The sequence below is a fragment of the Caballeronia glebae genome (genome assembly GCF_001545035.1).
GTDB lineage: Bacteria > Pseudomonadota > Gammaproteobacteria > Burkholderiales > Burkholderiaceae > Caballeronia > Caballeronia glebae.
On record NZ_FCOJ02000036.1, the window covers coordinates 21,445 to 42,703 of the forward strand.

Below are 21,259 nucleotides of genomic sequence, written 5' to 3' on the forward strand. Positions count from 1 at the left end.
GGCGCTCGCGGGCGCCCCGCGTCATTTCTTACGCCCGGTTCGCGAGTTCGCCCGCCAGCCGGTTGTGCCGTTCGACGACCGCGCCCAGATCCAGCGTCGTCAGGCGCCCTTCCTTCACCACGATCTTTCCGTCGATGACGCTCGTCGATACCTGCGATGGCGCGCAGAATACGAGCGCCGCGACCGGATCGGAGAGCGCGCCCGCGAACGCCGTCTGCGACAGATCGAAGGACACGAAATCCGCCGCCATGCCTGGCGCGAGCGCCCCGATGTCGTCTCGATTGAGCACTTTCGCGCCGCCGAGCGTCGCGATTTCGAGCGCCTCGCGCGCGGTCATCGCGTCCGGGCCGAAGCCGACGCGTTGCAACAGCAGCGCCTGCCGCACTTCCGCGACCATCTGCGCGCCATCGTTCGACGCCGATCCGTCCACGCCGATGCCAACCGGCACGCCCGCGTCGCGCATCGCACGGATCGGCGCGATGCCGGACGCGAGCCGCATGTTCGAGCACGGGCAATGCGCGACGCCGGTTCCCGTGCGCGCGAACAGATCGATGCCCGGCTTGTCCAGTTGCACGCAGTGCGCATGCCATACGTCATGGCCGACCCAGCCGAGATCTTCGGCATATTCGGCCGGGGTCATGCCGAATTTCTCGCGGCTGTACGCGACGTCGTTCACGTTCTCGGCCAGATGGGTGTGCATCGACACGCCGTATTCGCGCGCGAGCAGCGCCGCGTCGCGCATCAATTCGCGGCTCACCGAAAACGGCGAGCACGGCGCGACGACCACGCGCAGCATCGCGTAGCGGCCTTCGTCGTGGTACGTCTCGATGAGGCGCTGCGAGTCCTTCAGTATCGCGTCTTCCTTTTCGACGACCGAATCGGGCGGCAGGCCGCCATCTTTCTGCCCGACGCTCATGCTGCCGCGCGCCGCGTGAAAACGCATGCCGATCTCGCGCGCCGCCGCGATGCTGTCGTCGAGCCGGCTGCCGTTCGGATAGATATACAGATGGTCGCTCGACGTCGTGCAACCGGAAAGCAGCAATTCCGCCATCGCGGTCTTGGTCGAGACGTTGATCATTTCGGGCGTCAGATGCGCCCAGATCTTGTAGAGGCTCGTGAGCCAGCCGAAGAGCTCGGCGTTCTGCGCGGCGGGAATCGCGCGCGTGAGGCTCTGATACATGTGATGGTGCGTGTTGACGAGGCCCGGAATCACGAGATGACCGCGCATGTCGAGCACGTCGTCGGCGGATTGCGGGAGTTCGCTCGTCGGCCCGACCTGGACGATGCGATTACCCTCTATATACAGACCGCCATCGGCGATTTCGCGGCGCTTCTCGTCCATCGTGACGAGCACCCGGGCGTTCTTGACCAAAAGACTGCGTGGCATCGGCTATATCTCCAGAGACAGTTGGGAAACCAGTGAAAAGCCCCGGTTACCCAGCGTCTGCCGCCGTCTTCGGGACGCGGTAAATATCCATGGATATCGCGCGCACCGCTACTGTCCGCAGCCAAAAAATCGGACGCAATCAAGCGGCGGCCATAGTCGTCTTCACGGCGGCGATATATTCCCGAATATTGGCGCGGGTAGCATCGGCGAAAAGAGGCGTAAAACGGCGTCAAGCGGCCTGCGCAAACGCGGTCGGGACCGTCCGTCAACGCTTACGCGCCGCTGTCATGCGTTGGGCATTATCTTTCCTATCGCGGGCGCACGGCGCGTCCCAAATTCCTACAATGCTGTACACGGCGCGCATCTGAAACGCCGACGGGTATGTAGCCACTGACGTGGAGCCTCGATCCGCCGCTGACGCACCGATTATCAGGTGCTGAATTTCGGATCGATGCGCAAAGCCGGATCTCGCACAACTCAAGGAAACTGCGAATGGGCAAGCTCACCACCCACGTCCTCGACACCGCGCACGGCCGCCCGGGCGCAAACCTCAAAGTCGAGCTGTTCGCGCTCAACGGCGACACCCGCCGCGCGATCAAGACCATCCACACGAATGACGACGGCCGCGCCGATGCGCCGCTGCTCGAAGGCGCCGACTTCGAAACCGGCGAATACGAGCTCGTGTTTCACGCGGGCGACTACTTCGCCGCGTTCGGCGTGAAAGTGCCCGAGCCGCGCTTCGTCGATCGCGTCGTGCTGCGCTTCGGTATCGCGGATGCGTCGTCGCACTATCACGTGCCCCTGCTCGTGTCGCCGTGGGCGTACAGCACTTATCGCGGAAGCTAAAACACAGCTTGGACCCCACAAGCACATAACGAATCGGTAGTGGAGGAGTACATGGAAGGCTTTGTCACCGACTGGCTCAATCTCGTATTGCGCTGTCTGCATGTCATCGTCGCGATCGCGTGGATCGGCGAATCGTTCTATTTCGTCGCGCTCGACAACAGTCTGAAACCGCCCACGGACCCGAACGCGCGCCGTCGCGGCGTGTTCGGCGATTTCTGGCACGTTCACGGCGGCGGTTTTTATCACATGCAGAAGTATTCCGTCGCGCCGCAGGACATGCCGGAGAATCTGCACTGGTCGTTCTGGCCGTCGTACACCACCTGGATGTCGGGTTTCGGCCTCTTCTTCGTGCTGTATCTGCTGTCGCCGAGCACGTATCTCATCGACAAAAGCGTGCTCGACATGGGCCCGGTGGTCGCCGTATCGGCCGCGCTCGGATTCCTGATGGCCGGCTGGATCGTGTACGACACGCTGTGCCGCGTGCTCGGCACCAACGACAAGCTGCTCGGCATCTGCGTGGGCATCTACGTGCTGGTCGCGGCGTTCATCGCGTGTCACGTGTTCGCGGGCCGCGCCGCTTATCTGATCACCGGCGCGATGATCGCGACGATCATGTCGGCGAACGTGTTCTTCGTCATCATTCCGGGCCAGCGCAAAATGGTCGCGGCGATGCTCAAGGGCGAGACGCCGAACGCGATCTACGGCAAGCGCGGCAAGCAGCGCTCCGTGCACAACACGTACTTCACGCTGCCGGTCGTGTTCGCGATGCTGTCGAACCACTACGCGATGACCTACACGCACAAGTTCAACTGGCTGATCCTCGTGCTGATCATGCTGGCGGGCGCGCTCATTCGCCAGTTCTTCGTGATGCGCCATCGCGGCCAGGTGTTGTGGTACATGCCGGTCGCCGGTCTCGTGCTGGTGCTCGGCGCGTTCGCCTGGACCATGCCCGCGCCGACCGTGCCGGTCGCGCAAGCCGCGGGCGCGCCGACGATCAAGGTCGCCGACATTCAGCCGATCATCCAGCAGCGCTGCGCGACGTGCCACTCCGCGCATCCGACGATGATGGGCAGCGCGCCCGCCGGCGTGTTGCTCGATACGCCCGCGGAGATCAAGCAGAACGCGCAGCGCGTGAATCAGCAAGCGGTGACGCTGAAGGCAATGCCGCTCGGCAACGTCACGCAGATGACGGATGCGGAGCGTCAGAAGGTGGCGGCGTGGTTTGCCGGCGGCGCGGTGGAATAATTTCGCCGCTGCGAGTCACGCATCATGCAATGCCCGCTTCGTGTCGAAGCGGGCGTTTTTCATTCAACGCGCGAAGTATTCCTTCACCGCGCGAACAACCGTGTCGATATCCGCGCGGGACACATCGCGATGCGTGACGAAGCGCGACGCATAGAGCATCTGCATGAGAATGCCGCGCGCTTTCAGGAAGGCTTCGAGCGGCGCGCAGTGCGCCTCGGCTATCTCCGCGAAAACCATGTTCGTCGCGTGCGATCGAACCTTGATCGCATCGATCTGAGCGAGGCCGGCGGCAAGATGCGCAGCGTTGTCGTGGTCCTGCGCGAGGCCATCGACGTGATGATCCAGCGCGTATAAACACGCCGCGGCCAGCACACCCGACTGACGCATGCCGCCGCCGAGCACCTTGCGCCAGCGGCTCGCGACATCGATCAGTGCTTTCGATCCGACGAGCACCGAACCCACCGGCGCACCCAGACCTTTCGAGAAGCAGATGGAAACCGAGTCGAACGGCGCGCACAGATCGGCGACCGGCTTGTCGGATGCCACCGCCGCGTTGAACACGCGCGCGCCGTCGAGATGCGTCGACAGACCGCGATCGCGCGCGAGCCGCGTCGCCTCGGCGACATAGGACGCCGGCAGCACCTTCCCGCCGATGGTGTTTTCGAGCGCTAGCAAACGCGTGCGCGCGAAGTGATTGTCGATCGGCTTGATAGCCGCCGCGATCCTGTCGAGCGGCAAGGAGCCGTCCGGCGCGTTGTCGATCGGCTGCGGCTGGATGCTGCCGAGCACCGCCGCGCCGCCGCCTTCGTACTTGTACGTGTGCGCCTGCTGGCCGACGATGTATTCATCGCCGCGCGCGCAATGCGCCATCAGCGCCGCGAGATTGCTTTGTGTGCCGCTCGGGAAAAACAGGCCCGCTTCCTTGCCCGTGCGCTCCGCGAGCCTGGCCTGAAGCTCGATGACGGTGGGATCGTCGCCCCAGACATCGTCGCCGACCTGGGCCGCGGTCATGGCGGCGAGCATCGGCTGACTGGGACGGGTGACAGTGTCGCTGCGGAGATCGATCATGCGTGGTTCCTTGTTTCGGGCTCGTCTGGGCCGACTATCTTAGCCGGTCGATGACGACCGCGCCGAGCGTGCGCGACCGCGCCCGAAAAAGCGAAAGGCCGGCGATACCGCGCCGGCCCTTCGCTACGCGAGAACGCACAACGGCGTTACGGTTCCACGACGTTGAACTCGTTGTCGACCTGTTCGAGCGCGCCGAGCAGCGACTTGAACGCGTCGGCATCGCCGGTTACGCGGATGTGGCCTTCGCGCAGTGCGCTCGCAAAACCGGTTTCGCCGCAGAGGATCTGATTCAGCGTCTCACGCGTCATGTCGATCTGCGCGTGCGGCGGCAGCGCGCCCGGCAGCGCCGACCACGTGAGCGCGCCGTGCTGCAGATTCACCGAGAAGCGCTTGCCGGCATCGGTGAAGCGCCAGTCGAAGCGCGCGTTCAGGCTCTGCGCCTTCAGACCGTCGATGCGCACCGCCAGATAGTCGAAGAACATGTCCTCGGTGATCGCGCAAACCATGTCGCGGCTGCGGCTCGCGAACTGCGTCGCCGCCCGGTGCCCTTCCCGCAATTCGCGCGCGCCCAGCAGAAACGCGTTGCGCCACGTCGCGGATTCGGCCTGATAGCCCATCTGCTCAAGCGCCGCCGCGCCCAGTTCGCGGGCTTCGCGCGATTGCGGCTGCGCGAACACCAGATGATTCATCACCTGAGCGACCCAGCGATATTCGCCCTTGTCGAAATCGCGGCGCGCGCGTTCGAGCATGGCATCCGCGCCGCCCATGTACTCGACGTAGCGCGGCGCCGCCAGCTCCGGCGGCAGCGCGTGCAGGTTCGACGGATTGCCGTCGTACCAGCTCAAATACTGCTGATAGATCGCCTTCACGTTGTGCGACACCGTGCCGTAATAGCCGCGCGCGTGCCAGAGCGCATGAAGCGAGTCGGGAAGGCGCATGACCTCGGCGATCTCGGCCGCGTTCATGCCGCGATTCATCATGCGCACGGTCTGATCGTGCAGGAATTTGTAGAGATCGCGCTGCGCCTCAAGATAGCCGGCGATGCGCTCCCGGCCCCACGTCGGCCAGTTGTGCTGCGCGAAGACGACATCGGCGCCGCGTCCGAAACGCTCCAGCGATTCGCCCAGATAGCGCGCCCAGCGTTGCGCGTTACGCACATTCGCGCCGCGCAACGGACACAGATTGTGCAGCGAGCGCGTGCCGTTCTCCGCCAGATTGAGCGCGCGTTCCTGCGGGAAATAAAAGTGCATTTCCGCGGGCGCTTCGCTGTCGGGCGTGAGCTGAAACACGATATCGACGCCATCGATGCAATGCGTTTCCAGCGGCTCGCGAATGAGCTGCGTGGGTGGAATCAAGGTGATCGTGCCGCGCGGCATGGTCTTGCCCATGCCCGCATCGATCTGGCAGCACGCGTTGCGCGCGAGCGTGTGGCCGAACTGAAACTGTGCGCGGCGCGCCATCGCCGGGCCGGCCATTACGTTTTCCGAAACCACCTCTTCCATGAAACCGGCCGGCGCGATGATCGCCGTGCGCCCCGCCTGCACGTCTGCCTCGCTGGTGACGCCGCGCACGCCGCCGAAGTGATCCGCGTGGCTGTGGCTATAGATGACGGCCACGACCGGACGCTTCGGCCGATGCGTGTAATAGAGCGCGAGCGCGGCCTCCGCGGTCTCCTTGCACGTGAGCGGATCGATAACGATGAGCCCGCTGTCGCCCTCGATGAACGTGACGTTCGAGACGTCGAAACCCCGCACCTGATAGATGCGCCCCGTCACCTTGAAAAGACCATGCAGGCCATTGATGCGCGCATGTCGCCATAGCGACGGATGCGCGGTCGCGGGCGCTTCGGGCTCGTTCAAGAACGCGTAATCCGCGAGGCTCCAGACGAGCTGGCCATACGCGCCGTGCACTTCCGCGTCGGGCACCGTGCCGATGAACCCGCGCCGCGCGTCCGCTTCCTCTTCCGGATCGTCCGGCGGCAGGTCGTGCAGCGCGCGCTCCTGCGCCGCGCGCGTCGCCGCGGTCGCGGGCAGCGACGGCGGATAAGGTTTCGGAAGCGCCTGCGTGTCTCCGTTTTCCATGCGATGTTCCCCGCTGAATTGATGTACTGGACGCGCGTCTCAGTGGACGGCGGCGCGAATGAGATCGGCGGCTTTCTCCGCGATCATGATGGTGGGCGCGTTCGTATTGCCGCCGATGAGCGTGGGCATGACCGAGGCATCGGCCACGCGCAGGCCTTCGACGCCTCGCACGCGCAGTTCGGGATCGACGACCGCGAGTTCATCGACGCCCATCTTGCACGTGCCGACCGGATGAAAGAGCGTATCCGCATGCTCGCGGATGTACGCGCGAATGGCGTGCTCGTCGCCTTCGCCGGGGCCGAAATCGTCGGTCATGAGTTCCCGGCCGCCCGCTTGCGCGAGCGCGGGCTGCGCGAAAATCCTGCGGATGAGCCGCACGCCGGTCACGAGGTTATCCATGTCCGATTCTACGCTCAGGTAGCGCGGGTCGATCAGCGGCGCCTCGCGCATGTCGCGCGACCTCAGGCGCACGACGCCACGGCTTTTCGGGCGCAGGTTCGTCGCGTGACAGCTATATCCCGGCGGCGCTTTCTTGCCCGCATTTTTGCCACGGCTGCCCACGAGCGCGAGGATGAACGCGAACTGCAGATCCGGCTCCGTGAGCCCTGCCTGGCTGCGCGTAAAACCGCCCGCCTCGATGATGTTCGACGCGAACATGCCCGTGCGGTCACGTCGATAGCGCATCAGTTCCGGAATCATGCGCACGATGTTGCGCCACGAGTAGCCGTAGAGATCGGCCGTCGGCACCGCCTTCTTAATCGTGATGTCGATGTGGTCCTGCAGGTTCTCGCCGACGCCCGGCAGATCGTGCACGACGTCGATGCCCATCTCGCGCAGATGCTCGCCCGGTCCGATTCCCGACGCCAGAAGCAATTGCGGCGAATTGAACGCGCCCGCGCACACGACGACCTCGCGGCGCGCATGCAGGCTGCGCGTGACGCCATCGCGCAAAACGCGCACGCCGGTCGCCCGCTTGCCGTCGAATTCGATGCGAAGCGCGATCGTGCCGGTCAGCACCGCGAGCGCATCGCGGCCGCCGCTGAACGACGCATCGGTCGCGTCGCCGCGATGCAGATACGCTCGCGCGGTGTTCCAGCGCTCGCCGTTGTACTGCGTGACCTGATACAGACCGACCCCTTCCTGATGCTGCCCGTTGAAATCAGAATTGAGCCGCATGCCCGCCTGCAACGCAGCGTCGACGAAGCGCCGGCTGAACGGATTGAGCGTGCGCTGATCGCATACGTGAAGCGGGCCATGCGCGCCGTGAAAGGCGTCGTCGCGACCGTTCGGAAGCCGGCCGTTCGCTTCGGCCTTGCGGAAATACGGAAGCACTTCCTCGAAGCTCCAGCCACGGCAGCCGAGTTGCGCCCAGCGATCGTAGTCGTTGCGATGCCCGCGGATGTACACCATGCCGTTGATCGACGAGCTGCCGCCGAGTCCCCGGCCGCGCGGCTGAAACGACACGCGGTTGTTCAGCGCGGGCTGCGGCGCTGTGTGATAACCGTAGTTGCGCGGGTTTTCCTTCACGGCGAGCTTCGCCACGCCGACGGGCGCCCACACCGTGTAGTGATGATCGTCCGGCCCCGTTTCCAGTAACGCGACCGTGACGCCGGGCTGGTCCGCGAGACGGCCCGCGACCGCGCATCCGGACGATCCCGCCCCGATCACTATGTAGTCGTACTGATCGTTCTCGCCTGCGCCCGCGCGCCTGATGCCCGAATCGCTCATGGTGTCTCCGTGGATTTATTAGTGCGGCATGCACCGGCCCCGACTCGGACGCCAGCCCGTTGCAAGCTGTCCGACAAGGGTAAGGGGCGGCGCCGTGCCGTTCAACGGAGATTTCGGGTGGGAAGGCGGCGATATCGGGTGGTGCGGCGGCGTCCGGACAAAAAAAAGACCGGAAGAGCGTTCCGGTCTTTGCTTACTGCGCGGGCGTGTCGGTCGATGCGCTTATCGCATCGCTTCGTCGGTCAGCCAGAGCGACTCCTTCAGATCCAGCTCGTTGAGGTTGTGCCCTTCGCCGCCGCCGCGATCGACGACGATGTAATCGCTCACCTTCCCCAGCGCGAGCAGCGGATGATGCCACACGCCTTTCGCATAATTCACGCCCTGCCAGCCGCTCGTGACGAAGGCGCGGATCTTCGACTCGTCGAGATCGCCTGCGGGCGCGACGACGACGAGATACGGCCGGTCATCGAGCGGAATGAACGCCTGGCTGCCGAGCGGATGACGCTCCATCATCTTGCATTCGAACGGCAGCGTGCGCGGCTGCCCGCGAAAGAGATTGACGATCGCGTGGCCGCCCTGCTCCGTCACGTCGACGTTGCACAGATCGTGAAAGCGGATCGTGGTGCCGAGGTTGATCGGGATCTGCTTCGCGCCATCGAGTTCGATGACATCGCCATAAGGCTTGAACGCTGCGCGCGTCAACGGTTCGATAGCGAGCTTTTTCATTATGCGAGAGTTCCGAAAAGACGAAGACGCGACACACCGCCGTCAGGGAAGATATTGAAGCGCACGTGCGTCACCGGGCCGAGCGCGGCCAGTTCGGACTCGAAGAAATGCTGCTTGTCCATCTGCAGCTTCTGCTCGCCGAGCAGCGCCGGCCAGAACATCGCCTGCGTGACGAGCGAGCTGTCCGTGCCGCCTTTCACGTAAGCCGCCTGCAACGAGCAGCGATCCGGGTAGTTGCCCTTGAAGTGCGCGGTATCCACTTCGACCTTCTTGATGATGCCCGGCTGCGCCAGCGCGACGATACACCAGTCGTTGCCCGGCTCGCGACGGCGACGCGTTTCCCAGCCATCGCCCATGTTCACGCCGCGGCCCGGCATCAGCAATGTCGACGCGAGACCGAAGTGCTGGTTGTTCGTGCCGACCAGGTATGCGCCGTTTTCCATCGCGCCGAGATCGACGAGCTGGTTGCGGTCCGCGGTGCTCCAGTCGAGTTGCGGCTGGCCGTAGACACGCAGACGCGCGATGCCGCCATCCGGGTAGATGTTCACGCGCAAGTGCGTGAACGGCTGTTCGGACCCGACTTCGAGATAGTGATGGTTGTTGCCCTGAAGCGTCGTCGACGGGACGATCTCGGTCCATTGCGTCGACTGATTCGGCGCACCGTCGACGACATGCGCGCCTTCGATAGACGCCGCCGGCGGGAAGTTGCCGGTGAAATGGCTCGTGTCGACATCGATGCCCTTGATCACGCCCGGACGCGCGAGCTTGACGATGCACCAGTCATAACCCGTCGTGCGTTTGCGGCGCGTTTCCCAGCCGTCCATCCACTTGCCGTGATCGTCGTACTTGCCGGGAATGAACACCGCCGGCTCGGGATTCAGCATGCGGTCTTTGGGCGCGAAGAAATCGTCGCTCGCCTCGATTGCCTGCGCGCCCAGACGCGGGTCCGCCAGGTTCACATAGCGGCGCGTGAATTCGGGCGCGTTGGGATCGAGTGTCGGAATTGCCATTGTCTCTGTCCTTACTTTTTTGTTCGGTTACGGGTGATGCGGATTACGCGGCGTGAATGAGGTCGTTCAATCTGAAGCCCGCGATCCGGTAAATCTGATCGAGACTCGTGCGCAGTTCTTCGTCGCGGTCGTGATTCACGCGCTTTTCGAAGTTCGCGATAATGCCGTGACGGTCATAGCCGCGCACCGCGAGAATGAACGGAAAGCCGAATTTCTCGCGATACCGCGCGTTCAGCGACTGCAGCCTGTCGAATTCTTCCTGCGTGCAGAGAGCGAGGCCCGCGCCGCTTTGCTCGCGTGTCGACTCGGCGGTCAGTTCGCCGCGCACCGCCGCCTTGCCCGCGAGCTCCGGGTGCGCGTTGATGAGCGCGAGTTGCTTTTCGTCGCCGGCCGTTTCGACGATGCGCGACATCGCCGCGTGCAGCGCATTGATGTCCTTGAAGGGCCGTTCGTTCGCGGCCGCTTCCGGCACCCATGGCGAGTGCTCGAAAATGCCCGCGAGCACCGTCACGAACGTGTCGGCGGGCATGCTGTTGAGTTGGTCGAGTGTGTAGTGCATCGCCTTCATGCCGCCGTCCCGTTGTTAGCTTTTTCGAAAGGATGTTGCTCGCGCCAGTGACGCGCGATGTCGACACGCCGCGTGACCCACACGCGATCGTGTTTCTCGATGTGATCGAGGAATTTCTGCAGGCCGCGGAAACGTCCCGGGCGGCCGAGCAAGCGGCAATGCATGCCGATGGAAAGCATCTTCGGCGCTTCGTCGCCTTCTTCGTAGAGCACGTCGAACGCGTCTTTCAGATACGTGAAGAAGTGATCGCCGGTATTGAAGCCTTGCGGCGTCGCAAAGCGCATGTCGTTGGTGTCGAGCGTGTAAGGCACGATCAAATGCGGTTTCTTTTCGCCGCCCGTCACTTCGACTTGCGTCCAGAACGGCAGGTCGTCGCCGTAATTGTCCGAGTCGTACAGAAAACCGCCGTATTCCGCGACCAGCCGATGCGTATTCGGACTATCGCGCCCGGTGTACCAACCGAGCGGCCGCACGCCCGTCACGCGCTCGATGGCTTGCATGCCGAGCTGCATATGTTCGGCTTCGCGCTCCGGCGACATGTCCTGATAGTGAATCCAGCGATAGCCGTGGCAGGCGATCTCATGCCCCAGTTCGACGAACGCCTTCGCCACTTCCGGATACCGCTCGACCGCCATACCGACGCCGAAGATCGTCAGCGGCATGCCGCGCTTCTCGAACTCGCGCAAGATGCGCCACACGCCCGCGCGCGAGCCGTATTCGTAGATCGACTCCATGCTCATGTGACGCGAGGGATACGACGCCGCGCCCACGATCTCCGACAGGAACTGCTCCGAGCCCGGATCGCCGTGCAGCACGCAATTCTCGCCGCCTTCTTCGTAATTGAGCACGAATTGCACGGCGACGCGCGCGCGCCCCGGCCAGTTCGCCTGCACCGGGTGGCGGCCGTAGCCGATCAGGTCGCGTGGGTAGTTCGGATCGAGTGACATGGCGGGCGTTGGGCTCAAGCGTTGAGAATCGGGATTGTCGACGATTCAGTGTAGCTAAAAGACCCGGACGCGCCCATACATCAGGGCGCATAATCCGGGTCACGTCATCGGTATGTGTCCGGCGAAAGGGCCGTCAGCGCGGGCTGAAATCCGACAGCACGCCGTCGTACCGTTTCGCCAGCGGACGCGCATAGTCGCCGCGTTTCGCCGTGTGCAGCTTGAGCGCGATCAACGCCTCCGCCCACTTCACCGCGGCTGTCACGCCCTCCACCACCGGCGCGCCGATCGCGTCCTCCACCTCGCGGCAGAACTCCGCCATGCCCGCGCAGCCGAGCACGATCGCGTCCGAGCCGTCTTCGTCGAGCGCGCGCCGGCATTCGTCGATGATCGTCTGACGCGCGGGCGACCCCGGCACATCCAGTTCGAGCACGGGGACGTCGGTCGCGCGGACATTCTTGCAAAAGCGCGTCATCCCGTAGCGCTCGGCCAGATGCCACGCCATGCCGACCGTGCGCTGCAAGGTGGTGACGACCGAGAAACCCGGCGCGATGACGCTCGCCGCGTGCATCGCTGCCTCCGCAATGCCGATCACCGGGCCGCGCGCCAGTTCGCGTGCGGCGTAAAGGGCCGGATCGCCGAAACAAGCGATCACGTAGCCGTCGAAACCCTGCTTTTCGCCCGCTTCCACTTCCGCCAGCAGCCCGAGCGACGCGATCGTCTCGTCGTAGTAGCCTTCGATGGACGCGGGGCCCATCGTCGGGCTGACCGCGACGATTTCCGTGCCGGGCGCGGCGACCTCGCGGGCGCAGCGGCCCATCGAGTCGGTCATGCGCTGCGTCGTGTTCGGGTTGATCAGTTTGATGCGCATTGCTGTTCTCCACACTTCTTTGGAAAGTTCTCTCAGGTTCTATCGTTCTTTATAGGCTCTTTGCTCAGACCGGGCGGTTGCGATCCGCGAGGAAGTAGTAGAACACCGCGCCCAGGCCCGCACCGATGAACCACGAGAAGTTCGCAGCGCCTTCGAGCGACGGCAGCATCACGCAGAGAATCGCGATCACGGCGGCCGGCAGGAGCGCCATCACCGCGCGGCGGTTCACGCCCTTCGTGTACCAGTATTTGCCTTCTTCGGACACCGTGTAGAGATCGTCGACCACGAGCTTGCCGCGCTTCACGAGATAGAAGTCGAGGATCAGCACGCCATACAACGGTCCGATGAAGCTGCCGAGAATGTCCAGCGTGTAGTGAATCACGCCCGGATTGTTGAACAGGTTCCACGGCGTGATGAAGATCGAAGCGACCGCGGCCATCATGCCGCCCATGCGCCAGCTGATGAGCTTCGGCGCGACGTTCGAGAAGTCGAAGGCCGGCGACACGAAGTTCGCCACGATGTTGATGCCGATGGTCGCGATCGTGAAGGTCAGCGCGCCGAGAATCACGGCCGACGGATGATCGATGCGGCCGACCGTTTCGACGGGATCCGTAATCAGTTGGCCGAACACCGGCAAGGTCGCAGCAGTCGTGATGACCGTCACCAGCGAGAACGCCAGGAAGTTGACCGGCAGACCCCAGAAGTTGCCACGCTTCACGCTGCGAAAGCTCTTGCCGTAGCGCGAGAAGTCGCCAAAGTTGAGCATCGGGCCGGAGAAGTAGGACACGACGAGCGAAGTCGCGGTGATCATCACGGGAATCACTTCCATGCCGTGATACTTCACGCCGCCGAGATTCAGGCCGATGTTCTTGATGCCCGCGCGCCACACCATGTAGCCGGCGAGAATGAACATCACGACGTAGACGGCGGGACCGGCGAAGTCGATGAACTTCTTGATCATCTCCATGCCGCGCCAGAACACGACGGCCTGCAGCACCCAGAGCAGCATGAAGCCCGCCCAGCCGATCGCCGAAAGTCCGACGAAGCCGTACTTGTGGACATCGGCATAAGGCATCAGCGAAGGCACGAACTTCAGCACGACGATGACGAGCGCGCTCGACGCCAGATACGTCTGGATGCCGTACCACGCCACCGCGATGAGCCCGCGGATCACGGCGGGAATGTTCGCGCCGAGTACACCGAACGTAGCGCGGCACGCGACCGGGTACGGCACGCCGGCCACCTGGCTCGGCTTGGCGATCATGTTGCACAGCGCGTTCACGAGCCCGATGCCGATCAGGAGCGACACCAGCACCTGCCAGCTCGTCAGGCCAAGCGCGAAAAGACTTCCCGCGAACACATAACCGCCGACGCTATGCACGTCCGACATCCAGAACGCGAAGATGTTGTACGCGCCCCAGGTCTGATTCTTGAGTGGGGCGAGATCCTCGTTGTAAAGGCGGTCGCTGTAACCGGCGGGCAGATCGGGATCGTGTCCCGCTGTCTGCTCTTCATATTGCGGCAGAGATGAGCTGCCGGATGCACTGAACTGGGCCATGACGTCTCCTTCATTGGCTGCTTGCGTAATGAAAAACTGCAAATGCTCGGGTTTCAAGCTTCGATCGGATGCCTTCGCTGAAGTCTCGAATGTTTCGAATCAGCGCGGCATTCTTCGGATTTGCGTCTTCGCCTTCAGGCGTGAGGCCAAGAGCGCGAGGCATGCGCTCGACACGCCCGCCCTGCGGCGGCTTTCATTTCACGCTCACATGAGCGTCCTGTTCAGTGCGACGCACGCTGCGGATTTTTTGCGCGTGCGACTCTCCATGCGCCCGGCGCATTGCGCGGGGCACGGTCTCCAATTAGTTAGTGCTGCTTGATTCAGCCGATGGCAGATGCTTCGATCTGCCGTCTTCCTGCTTTAACTATCGAGCGCTCTTTCGCGCTCGGCGGGCTTCGTGAACACTTCTTTCAGATCCACCGCGCCGCGCGCCGGCCGCTCCAGCATCTTCAATTCGACGTCACGCAGATGTTGCGCCATCAGTACCGCGGCTTTCGCTGCGTCGCCGGTATCGAGCGCGGCGAGAATTTCTTCGTGATCTTCGAACGAGCACGAACTCTTGCCGAGCGATTCGTACAGCGCCGAGATGAGCGTCGAACGCGCGACGAGTCCCGACAGGCATTCGCACAACACCGTGTTGCCGGTGAGCGCCGCGAGTTCGGTGTGAAACTCACCGGAGAGCCGGATCCACGACGAGAAATCGTGGCTTTCGAAGGCGCGGCGCTCTTTTCCGATGGTCGCGCTGATCGACTTCAGCCGACGCACGCCGTGCCCTTGCGCAATCCGCTCGACCACCGCCAATTCGATGATCCGGCGCATCTCGAACACTTCATGCACTTCCTGCAACGACGGACTCGCGACGAATGCCCCGCGATTCGGTTCCAGATCGACGAGCCTTTCGTTCGACAACTGCGCGAGCGCCTGGCGGACCGTGCCGCGCTTCACCGCGAAAACCTCGCACAACTGCGCTTCGGTCAGCTTCGCGCCCGGCGCCAGCCGATGCTCAAGGATCGCGGCGCGGATGTTCTCGGCGATCGACTCGGCATTCGCCCCGTTCGGAGCGGACTCTGAAGCATTCGATGCAGCACTACGCTTGGTGTCGGACATGATGTGCTCGCTTGCATGTTAAGCATCTTAGAATCGACATAAAGATTGTCAACAATTCATTTTAAAAATCGGCGTTCGCCGGATGGTTTGCGCGTGTCGCGACTTCGTTAATCCCAATAACGATAAGGCTCAGGACGGATTTAGCAAGTTTTTGTCAGCATTGCCGCCACTTTTTTGTCAACAATTCATAAGCCGATGTGGGTGCAGAACAGACTCACTGATGGTGCATAAAAAGACCGTTAGTTGCGAAATAAAGATCAAAATAAGGCGCTCGTGGAGCGCCTCTCAATGCCCGAATCAAGCCAGATGCGGGTAGTCGGACAGTTTCAGCGTGAAGCCTCGCTCGGACGCGACGAGGTGAGCCGTCGCACCGAAAGGCAGCGTCAGCAGATTTTCGACGTGCCCGAACTGCAATCCCGTCACCACAGGAATTCCTGTCACCGACCTGACCTGCTCGATCATCGCGTCGAGCGAATAGCCGTTGTCGTAGTCCGAGAGCCGGCCGCCGGAGAATTCGCCCATCACGATCGCCTGCTGACGCCCGAGCACGCCGGCCTGATACAACTGATAGATCATCCGCTCGATTCGAAACGGATGCTCGTTCACATCCTCGATGTACAGAATCCCGCCATCCACGGGCGGCAGATAAGGCGTCCCGACAAGCGACGCCAGAATCGCGAGATTGCCGCCCCACAGCATGCCGGTCGCGTCGACGGTCTGGCGCTGCGGCGTGTTGCTCGTGACCGTGAAGCTCGAACGCGAGATCGCGTTCCAGAAGTGCTGCATTGTGAACGGACTGAGCTCTTCGGCGCCGAAATCGCCCGCGAACATCGGTCCGCCGAAGCTTTTCACGCCGGCGTGCGCGAAGAGCGCGCACTGGATCGCCGTGAAATCGCTGTGACCGACGATCGCGACCGGCTGATCGGCGAGTCTGCGCAAGCCGATGTAGTCGAGTCCATGCAGGATGCGCGACGCGCCATACCCGCCGCGCACCGCAAGTACGATGTCAGGCAACGGACGCGACGCATCGGCGAGACGATTGAGGTCCGCTGCCCGCTCCGCGTCGGTGCCCCCGAAGCGCTGGAAGCGCCGCCGCGTCGCGTCGACGTTTTCGAGGCGATGCCCTTCCCTGTGCAACCGCCCGATGCCGCGCTCGACGGCCGCCGGATCGTGCGGATAGCCAGAGGGCGCGACGAGGTCGATGGTGCGTGATTTCACGATGTTGTCGTTGAATTCGTTATTGGAGCGGAGAAATCGGACGAATCGGACGAATCGGCGGCAGCGAGTTGCCCGGCTTCGCGCGCGCGGCGCGCGTCGCGTTCTTCACGCGCCAGGCGGCGGCGCTCGCCGAAAAAATTCTTGAGCGCGTGCGCGCATTCCTCGGCGAGCACGCCGCCCGTCACGGCCGTGTGATGATTGAGCTGCGCATTCGCGAACATGTCGACGACACTGCCGCACGCGCCCGTCTTCGGGTCCGTGGCGCCGTAGACGACGCGTGAGATTCGCGCGTGCATGATCGCGCCGGCGCACATCAGACAAGGTTCGAGCGTCACGAAAAGCTCGCAGCCCGGCAGACGGTAGTTCTGAAGTGACTGGGCGGCGGCGCGCAGCGCGGCCATTTCGGCGTGCGCGGACGGGTCATGTCCGCGAATCGGATGATTGAAGCCGGTGGCGATGACTTCGTCGCCGCGCACGATCACCGCGCCCACCGGCACTTCGCCCGCGCGACGGGCTTCGTCGGCGGCGCGTTGAGCGAGCGCCATGAAGCGGCGATCGCGTTCGGCGGATGAATCGGCGATGTCAGCGCGGGGCGCGGGATCGGCCGCGTCCGACATGCCGGTCACTTGAGTTCCACCGCCACGCGCGACTGCGCGCGCTCGGACAGACGCTCTGCAATGCGCCGGCGGTACTCGTGCGGCACGCAGCCGCCGCCGCGCAGCGATTCGAGCGCCATGTCGAGCGCGAGCATTTTAGCTTGCAACTGGCAGCGGGCCGCGGGGTCCGTCACCTTGTCGAACTCTTCCTGAAGCCCGCGCAGCGCGCGAAGCTGTTCGACAGCAGGCGGGACGAAGCCCGCATTCTTGAGGATTCGATTGGCGACGCGCACTTCCTCGGGTACGAGGACGTCGTCGTCGAAGTTGAGCGGTGCGCCCGCGCCCGGCAAGTTGTGGAACTCGCCACGCGCAGCGGCTTCGTTGATCCGCTGTTCGACCAAAGCATCTAGCAATTTCATCGGGGGATTACGACCGGTTAAACCCGCGAACGGGCGCGGTCTGTCACGATTTCCGTTGGTTAGCTCGAAGTCGGAAGGCAGCCGGAAGACCACGCTCTCGCGTTGTTCGGCACGTCTCGACAATCCAGTGGCTATTCTATCAGCGGCCGCCGAGCCGTTTTCGCCCGAGGCGCGGGTGTTCGCCGTGCATCGCCGTATACCGGGCCTATCGCCGTGCTTATGCGTCGTTTGCGCAACAATCGTTGACTGCCGCGCGACGAATGTGCTTGTACGACGACTACGCGCCCTGCGCCGGCTCGACACGCGTCGCGCTCGTGCGTGTGTAGCCTTCCGTCGCGCGCAGAAGCCGGCGCGTGTACTCGTGCGCGACGTCGTGCGAACGCACCGCATCGACGCCCAGTTGCTCGACGATCTCGCCATTGCGCATCACCGCGACGCGCTGGCACAAAAAGCCGATCACGGCGAGATTGTGGCTCACGAGGATCATCGTCAGCTTGCGTTCGCGATGCAGCCGGCGCAGCAGGTTCAGGATCTCGGCCTGCACGGAGACGTCGAGCGCGGACGTCGGCTCGTCGAGCAGCAGCACGCGCGGCCCGACGATCAGCGCCCGCGCAATCGACACGCGCTGACGCTGCCCGCCCGACAACTGATGCGGATAGCGAAACCGGAACGCCGGTCCGAGCCCGACTTCGGCGAGCGCGTCGAGAATGCGCGCGTCTTCGTCGCCGATGCCGTTGATCGCGAGCGGCTCGCGCAAGGTCTTGTCGACGGTGAAGCGCGGATGCAGCGCGCCGTAAGGGTCCTGAAACACCATCTGCACGTCGCGGCTCGCGGGCCGCGAACCGAGGCGTATGCTGCCGCCCGCGAGCGGCGTGAGCCCGGCGAGCGCGCGCAAAAGCGTGGACTTGCCGCTGCCCGACTCGCCGACGAGCCCGAACACCTCGCCCTCCTCCACGCGCAAGGAGACGTCGCGCACGGCGTCGACGTGGCCGGTCTTCGTCTTGAATCGAATGAGCGCGCGTTCGATCTCGATCATCGCGCGATCCTTTCATCGAGCCATGCGGGGTCGCGGCGCAGTGTCGGCAACTCGTCGGGCGGATTGTCGAGCGGCGGATTCGCTTCGAGCAGCCCGCGCGTGTACGGATGCGTCGCGTGAACGAGATCGCGCGCGGCGCACGTCTCGACGACGCGCCCGCCGTACATCACCGCGACGCGATCGCAAAACGACATCACGAGCGGCAGATCGTGACTGATGAACACGAGGCCGGTGTCGTGGCGCTCGATCATCTCGTCGAGCACGGCGAGCACCTGCATTGAGACGAGGACGTCGAGCGCGCTCGTGGGTTCGTCGGCGATCAGAAGGCGCGGACCGGCCGACACCATCATCGCGATCATCACGCGCTGGCCCATGCCGCCGGACAGCTCGTGCGGGTAAGCATCCGCGACACGCTGCGGATCGCGGATATGCACGGCCGCCAGCGCCGCGACGATGCGCTCGCGCAGCGCCCGCCGGCTCTCTTTCACGCCTTGCCGCACGAAGGTTTCACGCATCTGCTGCGCGACGGTCATCACCGGATTGAGCGAGTATTTCGGGTCCTGCAAGATCATGCTCATGCGCGTGCCGCAGAGGCGCCGGCGCTCGCCTGGACGCATCGCGAGCAGGTCTTGTCCTTCGAAACGCAGCGCCTTCGCCGACCATTTCGCCTCGGGCGGCAGAAGTCCGAGCAGCGCGCGCCCCGTCAGCGATTTGCCCGATCCCGATTCGCCGACGATGCCGAGCCGCTCGCCGCGCCGCACCGTGAGCGATACGCCCCGCACGGCAGGCACGAGCGCGCCGTCGTGGCCGGCGAAGGCTACTTCCAGTCCGTCGATTTGAGCCAGCGCGTCGCACATGTCAGCCTCCATGACGCGGATCGAAGACGTCGCGCAGACCGTCGCCGAGCAGGTTGAAGGCGAGGCTCACCGCGAGGATCGCGAGGCCGGGAACCGTCGCGACCCACCAGGCGTCGAGCAGCACGTTGCGGCCCGCCGCGACCATGTAGCCCCATTCCGGGCTCGGCGGCTGCGCGCCCAGTCCGAGAAACCCGAGACCCGCGACGGCCAGAATGATGCCCGCCATGTCGAGCGTCGCGCGCACGATCACCGACGACGAGCACAGCGGCACGATATAACGCAGCAGAATGCGCGGATGCGACGCGCCTTGCAAACGCGCCGCGTGGATGTAGTCGGCCTGCGCGAGCCGCAGCGACTCCGCGCGCGCGAGACGCGCATACGGCGGCCACGCGGTGATCGACAGCGCGATCACCGCATTGAGCACGCCCGGCCCGAGCGCGGCGGCGAACGCGAGCGCGAGCACGATCTTCGGAAATGCGAGCGCGACATCGGTCACGCGCATCAGCACCGTATCGACGATGCCGCCGCAATAACCCGCCACCGTGCCCATCAGCAAGCCGACCGGCACGACCAGCACGACGACGAGCATCGCGATCGCCAGCGTGAGACGCGAGCCGTACACGAGCCGGGAGAGTATGTCGCGGCCGAGTTGATCGGTGCCGAACCAGTGCGCGGCGCCCGGCGGCGTGAGACGTTCGGCGAGCACTTGCTGCAACGGGTCCTGCGTGACGAGCATCGGCCCCACTGCCGCGACCGCGATCAGCAGCAGCAAAATCGCGAGCCCGAGCATGCTCAACGGATTCGACGAGAACCGCCGCCAGCGCCGATACGCGCGTCCGAGCGCGGCCTGACGCGGCGACGCGGGCGTATCGGTCAGCAGCCACGCGCGCCATGATCCTCGCTCGCGCTTCATCGGCGTGCGCTCCGCGGGCGATTGCATCCGAGAGATTCCTCCATGTCAGCGCGCGCGTGGATCGAACACGCGATACAACGCGTCGGTCAATAGATTGAGTGCGATGAATGTCGCGCCGATCACAAGCGTGCTGCCGAGCACGGCGTTCATGTCGGCGTTGAGCAGCGCGCCCGTCAGATACGAGCCAATACCCGGCCACGCGAACACGATCTCCGTCAGCACCGAGCCTTCGAGCAAGTAGCTATATGCGAGCGCGATAACGGTCAGGAGCGGCACCGCGATATTGCCGAACGCATGCCGCCAGATCACGCGACGCTCCGGAAGACCTTTCGCGCGCGCGGTCGTCACGTATTCCTGGCTCAGTTGCTCCAGCATGAACGAGCGCGTCATGCGCGAGAGATACGCGATCGAATAGAACGCGAGCACGCTCGCCGGCAGCGCGATATGCGAGAACGCGTTCTTGAAGACATCCCATTCGCCGGCGATAAGCGAATCGATCAGCAGGCTGCCCGTGCGCGTATCGACCATGCCGTCGTAGAGCGGATCGATGCGCCCCGGCCCCGACACCCAGTGCAGCCCCGCGTAGAAAAGCAGCAAGCCCATCAGCGCGAGCCAGAACACGGGCACCGAGCTTCCCGCGAGCCCGATCACGCGCGCGACGTGATCGACGATGCGATTGTGCTTCACCGCCGCCGCGACGCCGAGCGGCACGCCGATCGCGATGCCGATGAACGTCGAGAGCGTCGCGAGTTCGAGCGTCGCGGGAAAGACGCGCCTGATGTCGTCGATAACCGGATTCGCGCTCAGGAGCGAGATGCCGAGGTTGCCGTGCAGCACGTCGCGCGCATAGATCAAAAATTGCTCGATGAGCGGCTTGTCGAGCCCGAGCCGCAGACGCGCGGCCGCATAGGCAGACGCGGACGCGCGATCGCCGAGAATCGCGAGCACCGGATCGATCGGAATCTTGCGGCCGATGAAAAACGTGATCGCGAGCAGACCCGTGAACGTGACGGCGAGCATCGCGATCCAGCGCGCGAGCGCTAGCGCGATGCGCACGCCGCCGCGATGCGAACCGACGAGC

The 21,259-nt window shown here is 64.2% G+C and carries 20 protein-coding genes; 2 read left to right on the top strand and 18 right to left on the bottom strand.

The window, feature by feature from the left end; translation table 11 throughout:
- Window positions 1-28 precede the first annotated feature (28 nt).
- Window positions 29-1,387, bottom strand: coding sequence for an 8-oxoguanine deaminase (locus AWB82_RS22745; RefSeq protein WP_086971241.1), 1,359 nt, complete (start codon window positions 1,385-1,387; stop codon window positions 29-31).
- A gap of 492 nt (window positions 1,388-1,879) precedes the next feature.
- On the opposite strand from AWB82_RS22745, the gene uraH reads away from it, so the two are divergent.
- Together uraH and AWB82_RS22755 are read left to right on the top strand one after the other, a co-directional pair.
- Window positions 1,880-2,233, top strand: a complete 354-nt coding sequence (gene uraH, locus AWB82_RS22750) for a hydroxyisourate hydrolase (RefSeq protein ID WP_086971243.1) — start codon at window positions 1,880-1,882, stop codon at window positions 2,231-2,233.
- Between the two features lie 51 nt (window positions 2,234-2,284).
- The gene (locus tag AWB82_RS22755; RefSeq protein ID WP_086971244.1) at window positions 2,285-3,478 is read left to right on the top strand and encodes a urate hydroxylase PuuD; all 1,194 of its coding nucleotides are present in this window, start codon (window positions 2,285-2,287) and stop codon (window positions 3,476-3,478) included.
- Between the two features lie 63 nt (window positions 3,479-3,541).
- Here the strand turns inward: AWB82_RS22755 and ltaE are convergent, their stop codons facing one another.
- The 17 genes from ltaE to AWB82_RS22840 form a co-directional block, all read right to left on the bottom strand.
- Window positions 3,542-4,546, bottom strand: coding sequence for a low-specificity L-threonine aldolase (ltaE, locus tag AWB82_RS22760; protein WP_086971246.1), 1,005 nt, complete (start codon window positions 4,544-4,546; stop codon window positions 3,542-3,544).
- A gap of 146 nt (window positions 4,547-4,692) precedes the next feature.
- On the bottom strand, window positions 4,693-6,627 hold the full coding sequence (locus tag AWB82_RS22765) for an alkyl/aryl-sulfatase (protein ID WP_086971248.1): 1,935 nt from the start codon (window positions 6,625-6,627) through the stop codon (window positions 4,693-4,695).
- Window positions 6,628-6,666: 39 nt separating this feature from the next.
- Window positions 6,667-8,355, bottom strand: a complete 1,689-nt coding sequence (locus AWB82_RS22770) for a GMC family oxidoreductase (protein WP_086971250.1) — start codon at window positions 8,353-8,355, stop codon at window positions 6,667-6,669.
- Between the two features lie 222 nt (window positions 8,356-8,577).
- Window positions 8,578-9,081, bottom strand: coding sequence for an ureidoglycolate lyase (locus AWB82_RS22775; RefSeq protein WP_086971252.1), 504 nt, complete (start codon window positions 9,079-9,081; stop codon window positions 8,578-8,580).
- Entirely contained in the window at window positions 9,081-10,091 is a 1,011-nt protein-coding gene (gene alc / locus AWB82_RS22780; RefSeq protein ID WP_086971254.1) for an allantoicase, read from the bottom strand. Before alc ends, AWB82_RS22775 begins: the two co-directional genes overlap by 1 nt.
- 43 nt (window positions 10,092-10,134) lie before the next feature.
- Window positions 10,135-10,659 carry a 2-oxo-4-hydroxy-4-carboxy-5-ureidoimidazoline decarboxylase gene (gene uraD, locus AWB82_RS22785; RefSeq protein WP_086971255.1) on the bottom strand — a complete coding sequence of 175 codons (525 nt, stop codon included), beginning with the start codon at window positions 10,657-10,659 and terminating at the stop codon, window positions 10,135-10,137.
- Complete coding sequence (gene puuE / locus AWB82_RS22790; RefSeq protein WP_086971257.1) at window positions 10,656-11,606, bottom strand: allantoinase PuuE; 951 nt, start codon at window positions 11,604-11,606, stop codon at window positions 10,656-10,658. The genes uraD and puuE overlap by 4 nt, the downstream gene beginning before the upstream one ends.
- Window positions 11,607-11,739: 133 nt before the next feature.
- A complete protein-coding gene (locus AWB82_RS22795; RefSeq protein WP_086971259.1) occupies window positions 11,740-12,474 on the bottom strand; it encodes an aspartate/glutamate racemase family protein in 735 nt (244 codons plus the stop codon).
- Between the two features lie 64 nt (window positions 12,475-12,538).
- Window positions 12,539-14,032, bottom strand: a complete 1,494-nt coding sequence (locus AWB82_RS22800) for an NCS1 family nucleobase:cation symporter-1 (RefSeq protein ID WP_086971261.1) — start codon at window positions 14,030-14,032, stop codon at window positions 12,539-12,541.
- Between the two features lie 360 nt (window positions 14,033-14,392).
- A complete protein-coding gene (locus AWB82_RS22805; protein ID WP_200818185.1) occupies window positions 14,393-15,139 on the bottom strand; it encodes a GntR family transcriptional regulator in 747 nt (248 codons plus the stop codon).
- Window positions 15,140-15,436: 297 nt separating this feature from the next.
- Complete coding sequence (ldcA, locus tag AWB82_RS22810) at window positions 15,437-16,360, bottom strand: muramoyltetrapeptide carboxypeptidase (protein WP_200818186.1); 924 nt, start codon at window positions 16,358-16,360, stop codon at window positions 15,437-15,439.
- A complete protein-coding gene (gene tadA / locus AWB82_RS22815) occupies window positions 16,354-16,974 on the bottom strand; it encodes a tRNA adenosine(34) deaminase TadA (protein WP_086971333.1) in 621 nt (206 codons plus the stop codon). Before tadA ends, ldcA begins: the two co-directional genes overlap by 7 nt.
- A gap of 5 nt (window positions 16,975-16,979) precedes the next feature.
- Window positions 16,980-17,372 carry a DnaJ family domain-containing protein gene (locus AWB82_RS22820; protein ID WP_086971265.1) on the bottom strand — a complete coding sequence of 131 codons (393 nt, stop codon included), beginning with the start codon at window positions 17,370-17,372 and terminating at the stop codon, window positions 16,980-16,982.
- A 277-nt stretch (window positions 17,373-17,649) separates the two neighbouring features.
- The gene (locus AWB82_RS22825) at window positions 17,650-18,408 is read right to left on the bottom strand and encodes an ABC transporter ATP-binding protein (RefSeq protein ID WP_086971267.1); all 759 of its coding nucleotides are present in this window, start codon (window positions 18,406-18,408) and stop codon (window positions 17,650-17,652) included.
- A complete protein-coding gene (locus AWB82_RS22830) occupies window positions 18,405-19,265 on the bottom strand; it encodes an ABC transporter ATP-binding protein (RefSeq protein WP_086971269.1) in 861 nt (286 codons plus the stop codon). The genes AWB82_RS22825 and AWB82_RS22830 overlap by 4 nt, the downstream gene beginning before the upstream one ends.
- Window position 19,266: 1 nt before the next feature.
- Window positions 19,267-20,178: a nickel transporter permease gene (nikC, locus tag AWB82_RS22835; RefSeq protein WP_086971336.1), complete on the bottom strand. Its 912-nt coding sequence runs from the start codon at window positions 20,176-20,178 to the stop codon at window positions 19,267-19,269.
- Window positions 20,179-20,223: 45 nt separating this feature from the next.
- Entirely contained in the window at window positions 20,224-21,198 is a 975-nt protein-coding gene (locus AWB82_RS22840; RefSeq protein WP_235023404.1) for an ABC transporter permease, read from the bottom strand.
- Window positions 21,199-21,259: the final 61 nt, after the last annotated feature.